Source organism: Pseudomonas sp. YuFO8 (genome assembly GCF_035065025.1).
GTDB lineage: Bacteria > Pseudomonadota > Gammaproteobacteria > Pseudomonadales > Pseudomonadaceae > Aquipseudomonas > Aquipseudomonas putida_AE.
On record NZ_JAXDEQ010000135.1, the window covers coordinates 1 to 444 of the forward strand.

Annotated in this window: 1 protein-coding gene; it reads left to right on the forward strand. The window is 60.1% G+C overall.

The window, feature by feature from the left end; all coding sequences use genetic code 11:
- Positions 1-79: 79 nt before the first annotated feature.
- Positions 80-444, forward strand: a 365-nt coding sequence (locus SOP95_RS31650) for an IMPACT family protein (RefSeq protein WP_323609535.1), incomplete at its 3' end; no start/stop codon positions are given.

Here is a 444-nt window from a genome sequence, read left to right on the forward strand (position 1 = left end):
GGAAGACGCCGGCACCAACCTGATCCACATCATTCTCAAAGGCTGTGGCGTCAAGCCCGCCTATTAAACGAAGCGACTTATGCCTTTCACGCTCACCGGCCTTTGCGAGTTTCGTGAAGAAATACGCAAAAGCCGATTCATTACCCTCGCCGGCCCCATCACCAGCCCACAAGATGCCCAGGCGTTTTTCGAGCAGCACAGCGACTTGAACGCCACGCACAACTGCTGGGCCTGGAAGCTCGCTGACCAATACCGCAGCAATGACGACGGCGAACCCGGTGGCACCGCTGGACGGCCGATTCTGGCGGCCATCGAGGCACAAGGGTTTGATCAGGTCGCGGTGCTGGTAATCCGCTGGTACGGCGGCATCCAATTGGGCACCGGCGGCCTGGCCCGCGCCTACGGCGGAGGCGCCAATAAATGCCTGCAAAATGCCGAACGCAT